Source organism: Mycobacteriales bacterium (assembly GCA_036497565.1).
GTDB lineage: Bacteria > Actinomycetota > Actinomycetes > Mycobacteriales > QHCD01 > DASXJE01.
Map to the genome: position 1 here is coordinate 1 of DASXJE010000210.1, position 5,516 is coordinate 5,516.

Annotated in this window: 6 protein-coding genes; 2 read left to right on the top strand and 4 right to left on the bottom strand. The window is 70.2% G+C overall.

Translation table 11 applies throughout. The features are described from left to right. Both VGH85_17170 and VGH85_17175 read left to right on the top strand, forming a co-directional pair. Positions 1–613, top strand: a 613-nt coding sequence (locus tag VGH85_17170; GenBank protein ID HEY2175541.1) for a DUF222 domain-containing protein, incomplete at its 5' end; no start/stop codon positions are given. Positions 614–932: 319 nt separating this feature from the next. Continuing rightward, positions 933–1,628 (top strand): dienelactone hydrolase family protein, encoded by a 696-nt coding sequence (locus tag VGH85_17175; GenBank protein ID HEY2175542.1) that lies wholly within the window; start codon positions 933–935, stop codon positions 1,626–1,628. Between the two features lie 12 nt (positions 1,629–1,640). Here the strand turns inward: VGH85_17175 and VGH85_17180 are convergent, their stop codons facing one another. The 4 genes from VGH85_17180 to VGH85_17195 all read right to left on the bottom strand — a co-directional run bounded on the left by VGH85_17180 (position 1,641) and on the right by VGH85_17195 (position 5,298). Continuing rightward, positions 1,641–2,168 carry an MEDS domain-containing protein gene (locus VGH85_17180; GenBank protein ID HEY2175543.1) on the bottom strand — a complete coding sequence of 176 codons (528 nt, stop codon included), beginning with the start codon at positions 2,166–2,168 and terminating at the stop codon, positions 1,641–1,643. Positions 2,169–2,522: 354 nt separating this feature from the next. Then, the gene (locus VGH85_17185; GenBank protein ID HEY2175544.1) at positions 2,523–3,257 is read right to left on the bottom strand and encodes an ABC transporter permease; all 735 of its coding nucleotides are present in this window, start codon (positions 3,255–3,257) and stop codon (positions 2,523–2,525) included. After that, positions 3,254–4,234 carry an ABC transporter ATP-binding protein gene (locus VGH85_17190; GenBank protein ID HEY2175545.1) on the bottom strand — a complete coding sequence of 327 codons (981 nt, stop codon included), beginning with the start codon at positions 4,232–4,234 and terminating at the stop codon, positions 3,254–3,256. The genes VGH85_17185 and VGH85_17190 overlap by 4 nt, the downstream gene beginning before the upstream one ends. Positions 4,235–4,341: 107 nt before the next feature. Further along, positions 4,342–5,298, bottom strand: coding sequence for a sensor histidine kinase (locus tag VGH85_17195; protein HEY2175546.1), 957 nt, complete (start codon positions 5,296–5,298; stop codon positions 4,342–4,344). Positions 5,299–5,516 lie beyond the last annotated feature (218 nt).

Genomic DNA, 5,516 nt, shown 5'->3' on the forward strand with positions numbered 1-5,516 from the left:
GTTGATCGAGTTGGCCCGGCGCGCCCTGCAGACCGGGGACCTCCCGGACTCCGGGGGGCAGCGGCCGCAGGTCACGGTCACCCTCGACTACGACACCCTGCGGAAGCAGATCGGCACCGCCGACCTCGGCTGGGGCGGCCCGGTCACCCCGGCCACCGCCCGCCGCATCGCCTGCGACGCGCAGCTGATCCCGGTGCTGCTCGGCGGCGCCGGCCAACCGTTGGATGTGGGCCGGGCGAGTCACACCATCCCGGTCGGCATCCGCCGCGCCCTCGTCGCCCGGGACCGGGGGTGTGCGTTCCCCGGCTGCGATCGCCCCGCCGCCTGGTGCGACGGACACCACATCCAGCATTGGGCCGACGGCGGACCCACCGCGCTGACGAACCTGGTGCTGCTGTGCGGGCACCACCACCGCACCATCCACCACCACGGCTGGCAGGCCCGCATCGTCGACGGCTTACCCGAGTTCCTGCCGCCACCCTGGATCGACCCCACCCAAACACCCCGCCGCAACCGACTGCACCACCTGCCCGCGATGCCCGACCCACCCGACCGCCCCGACCCACCACCCACCGCACGCCGGCGCACACCCGAGTTGGTCACCACCAGCTGAACGGACGGTGCAACATCGTGCGCCCTACTCGCACAATCCGGTCCCGGCTGCGAGTACGGCGCACGATGATGCCCAGCCGCACCGCACCAGCCGGCCGAACATCGGACGCACTACTCGCATAATCCCGCGCTGGATGCGAGTACAGCGTCCGATGATGACCCCGGCAGACCCAGCCGCCGCGAAAGCCCGAGGCAGGTCGACCGCGCCCGGGGCGCGGCCGATCGGCCCGATGGGGACCGATCCGCGGGCGAGCCCGGGAACGTAGGCTCGGCCCCGGGTCAAGGTGGCCACGAGACGACGAACGAGAGGACACCGGGCAATGACGCAAGCCAACCCCAGGCAGAACGTGACGTTCCCCAGCAACGGCAACCAGGCGCACGGCTACTTGGCCACGCCGAACAACGACGGCGGGCCCGGCGTGATCGTCGTACAGGAGTGGTGGGGACTCGACGACCACATCGTCGACATCTGCGACCGGCTCGCTGCCGAGGGGTTCGTCGCCCTTGCGCCGGACCTGTTCGGCGGACGGGTCACCCACGACGCCGATGAGGCCGGCGAGTTGTTGGCGAGCCTGCCTGAGGACCAGGCCGCCCGGGACCTCGGCGGTGCGGTGGACTACCTGCTCGGCCTACCGGCGGTGACCGGCGACAAGGTCGGTGCGGTCGGGTTCTGCATGGGCGGCGGCTTCGTGCTCGCGCTCGCGGCCCAGCAGGGCGACCGGATCGGCGCGGCCGTCCCGTACTACGGCGTCGGTTACGTCCCGCAGGACTTCTCGACCGTGTCGGCCGCGGTCCTCGGCCACTACGGCGAGCAGGACCAGATGTATCCGGTGGAACAGGCGCGGGAGCTCGAAGCGAAGCTCAAGGCACAGGCGAAGGGCCCGGTGTCGATGTACTACTACCCTGCCGGCCACGCGTTCAACAACGAGCAGAACCACATCGGCACGCACGACCCCGAATCGGCTGCGCTGGCGTGGCAGCGGACCGTCACCTTCCTGCACGAACAGCTCGGCTGACGGCGGAGCGGCTCAGGCCGCGCCGAGGCGGCGTGCGCCGCGTTCGAGGACGATGGCGTGGCTGGTGCGTGCCTCGGCCAGCGCCTCGGCACCGACGGTGTCGGCGTCGTAGAGGCAGCGAAGGCAGTACTGCCGGAGGCCGACGCAGGCGAGGTCGAGGAGCGGTTCGCACTGCCGCGACTCGAACAGTTCGCTCGACATCGCGGCCGACACCGGCTCGCCGATCGCGCGCAACAGCCGGTTGTCGCTGGCGTGCGCCCGGGCGAACTCCACCCAGGCCGAGAGGAAGTCGTCGGGGTGGCGATGGGTATCGCCGAGATCGGCGAAGGTGACCTCCCGGCCGTCGGCACCGAGGGTGACGCGGAGCAGGTCGGCCTTCAGGTGATTCACGACGACCAGTACGGGTTGGTCGGCGACCAAACCGGAGTAGATGAACGGCACAGTGCTGGCGAGGAACTCGTCGGCGCCGGCGTAGAGCAATGCGTCGTGTCGCGCGGTGCGCTCCGGGGCGCGCCCCGTTGTACCGGTCGTCAGACTCACTCGGGACCTCGCTCACACGAGGGTCGCAGTCGGACCGGCGATGGCAGCTGCGCGATCGGCCGTTTGCGCACGCCCCCGTTGACCTTGCCCCCGCCCGGTCGACAATCCGCTGCCGACAGGACGACGCAGAGGCTCTGTGCGGCCGGAACGACCGGCCGACAGCTCCGCCGACTGCCTGACGGTCACCGGTGGCGTACGTGGTGCATGAGGTGACTATGCGCCCTCGGTGGCCCGTCCGCCAGACCCGTCACCCAGCTGAGCCCAGGACGCGGCAACTGACTACGCACAGTGGCGGGCGTCACACTCCGACGCCCGCCACGGTCCACCCCCCTGCTGTGCCCCTGCCGCCCGTCCTCAGGCGCGGTTGGTGTCCCTCCGGTAGGCCCGCCCCGCCAGAACGCCGAGCACGGCGGTCCAGGCGCCGATCACGATCCAGCCGGTTGCACCCCAGCCGCCGTCGCCGATCCCGACGTGCCCGGCCTGCACCAGCCAGTACGACGGCAGGCACTGGACGATGTCGTGCAGCACGCCGCTGTCCCCGCCGATCGGTCCCCACGAGCCGCCGAGCAGGGCGAACAGCGACACGATGCCGCCCATCGCCGGGCCCATCGAGTCGACCGTCAGCAGGTGGCCCAGCAGGATGCCCAGCACCGCGAACGGGATCAGGCCCACGAGGATCAGCACGGTCATCCGCACCCAGTCCCCGGCGGGCATCCGGACGCCGAGCGACAGACCGGCCGCGTAGAGCAGCACGATGCTGACCAGAGCCATCATGTATCCGGTGAGCACCTTGGCGCGGAAATAGGTGCGGGTCGAGAGCGGCGTGATCCGCAGCTGGCGATTCCAGCCCACGGACCGTTCGGCGGCGATGCGTGCTCCCCCGGCGATGACCGCGGCCATCGTGCCCCACGACGCCATTCCGACCATGTAGTACTGCGCGAACGGAAGTCCGCCGAGCGAGACGTTCCGGTTGGGCCCGGCGATCGTGAAGAAGAGAATCAGCGGGAAAACCAGGGAGAAAATGAAGAACCTGACGTTGCGAACGGTCCGCAGGACCTCGTACCGCACGTAGGTGATGCTGCTGCTCATCGGGTGCCCTCCGTGGCGGAGATCATTTCGGTGGTGGAGTCGTCGGCCGACGCGTCGTCCTGCGCGCCGGTCAGCTGGAGGAAGGCCTGCTCGAGCCCGGCGCCGGAGATGTCGATGTCCCGGGCGTCGGGGTAGCCGGCCAGTAGGGCGCGGATCGCCTGGTCGGAGTCGACGCAGTTGAGGATGACCGCCTCGCCGCGCCGGTCGACGTTGGTCACGCCCGGCAGTCGGGAGAGCTCGGCCAGGTCCGCCTCGGGCAGCGTGGCGCGAATCGTGCGGAGACCGACGGTGGCCTTGATCTCGGTGGTCGGCCCGTCCGCGACGACCAGGCCCTGTGCCATCAGCACGATCCGGTCGGCGTAGGCGTCGGCCTCCTCGAGGTAGTGGGTGGCGAAGACCACCGTCTTTCCCGAGGCGGCGAAGTCCCGCATCGAGGTCCAGAAGGCGTGCCGGCTCTCGACATCCATGGCCACCGTGGGCTCGTCGAGCACCAGGAGGTCGGGGTTGGACACCAACGCGATGGCGAGCCGGGTCCGCTGGGTCTGGCCACCGGACAGCTTCTGGGTACGCCGGTCGGCGATGTCGGCGATGCCGGTCATCTCGATGACGTCGTCGACCGCCAACGGCTCGCTGTAGATCGACGCCATCATCGTGATCAGCTCACGGACCGAGAGGTCACGGATCAGCTGGCCGGTCTGCAGCATGGCGCCGATGGCGCCAGCCTTGATGGCGTCGGCGGGATTCATGCCGAACAGTGAGACCGTGCCGCTGTCGGGCCGGGTCAGGCCCAGCAGCATGTCGATCGTGGTGGACTTACCGGCCCCGTTGGGTCCGAGTAGCGCCACCGTTTCGCCCGGGGTGATGGCGATGTCGACTCCACGGACGGCACGCACGACGGTGCCCTGGGCGTGGAACGACTTCACCAGGCCGCGCAGCTGTACGCCGGCCGCTTGTGAGGTGTGTGCATAGGTCGTCATGGCGACAAGACTGCCGGTCGCCGGGGCGGCTCACCAGTGTCGTGCGGCAGGACTGCCGGGTGACATTTGTAACGTCACCCCCGGCCGTGGCGGCAGGGTCCGACGGGTCAGCGCAGCGCCATGTGCAGGCGGACGACGGTCCCGCCGGCGGAGGTGCGCAGCTGCACCAGGTCGCAGAGCTGGTTGACCAGCCAGAGCCCGCGGCCGCTGGGCGCGTTGAGCGCGGGACGGTGCCGGCCGACCAACGGCTCGTCGATCGCCCCGCGATCGGTGACCTCGCACACGATGCAGTCCTCGTCCTGCCACAACCGCATGGTCGCGTCGCCGCCGCCGTACTGCGCGCTGTTGCTGGCGAGCTCGTCGACTGCGATCACGAGGTCGGCGGTGCGTTCCGACCCGAGCCCGAGGCTGGTCGCGCACCGGGCCACGGCGCTGCGCATGTCGTGCAGGCGCTCGAAGACCACCGTCCGCTGCTCGAGTACCTCGGTGGGCTCCGGCAGCGCATGACCGATGCTGGCGAGCTCCTCGCTCGGGGCTCGGTAGCTCGTGCTGGGCCGGCGTGCATCGCCTCGTCGTGTCATCGGGTGGCTCCGGTAGGCGCGGTCGATCACCCCAGGGTCGAGGGCGTCTGTGTCGTACGGGCAGATCAGGGTCCAGGGCGTCGAGTCGGCGAAGGCGAGGTTCAGCAGGGACTCGTGCACCTGACATTCGACGACCTCGGCGGCTGTCCGGCCGGCCCAGATCGGCTCGCCGATGCCGCGCACCCGCTGGCCGCCGCTGCCGCATTCGTCGACGAAGTCATGCCAGACGGGAATGATCCGCGACGGATTGCGGCCGACATCGGCCAGGTCCGCGAATCGCACCCGGTCGGCGTCGCGGTCGAGCGCCGCGCGAACGAGGTCGAGCTTCGTCGGCTCTGCGGCGACCAGCACCGGTTCGCCGGCCGAGAGGCCGTCGATGATGAAGGGCACCGTTCCCGCCACGAAATCGGCTGGGCCGGCGTAGAGCATGGCTTCGTGGCGAAACACGTCAGCAGGCGCCGCCGTCTCGGTGGTCGCTGTCAACGCCCCGCCCCATCCCTGCCCGTCCGACGCCCGCCGCCGGTTGTCCCGGCGGCGGCTCCCATAAAAATACGCCTGCCGAGATACTTGGCTGGCTAGTAGGCGGCGCAATTCTGTCGGTCCGAAGACCGCCGTCCGGCCCGCCATTGGGAGTAGATCGCAGGGTTGGCCGGAGTCCGCCGCCGTACGACGAGCCCACAACATCTAGTAGCCAGACGCCG

Bases quoted from the DNA above. Each gene is read 5' to 3' on its own strand.
- VGH85_17190 (HEY2175545.1), bottom strand. From the start codon at position 4,234: ATGACGACCTATGCACACACCTCACAAGCGGCCGGCGTACAGCTGCGC.
- VGH85_17185 (HEY2175544.1), bottom strand. From the start codon at position 3,257: ATGAGCAGCAGCATCACCTACGTGCGGTACGAGGTCCTGCGGACCGTT.
- VGH85_17175 (HEY2175542.1), top strand. From the start codon at position 933: ATGACGCAAGCCAACCCCAGGCAGAACGTGACGTTCCCCAGCAACGGC.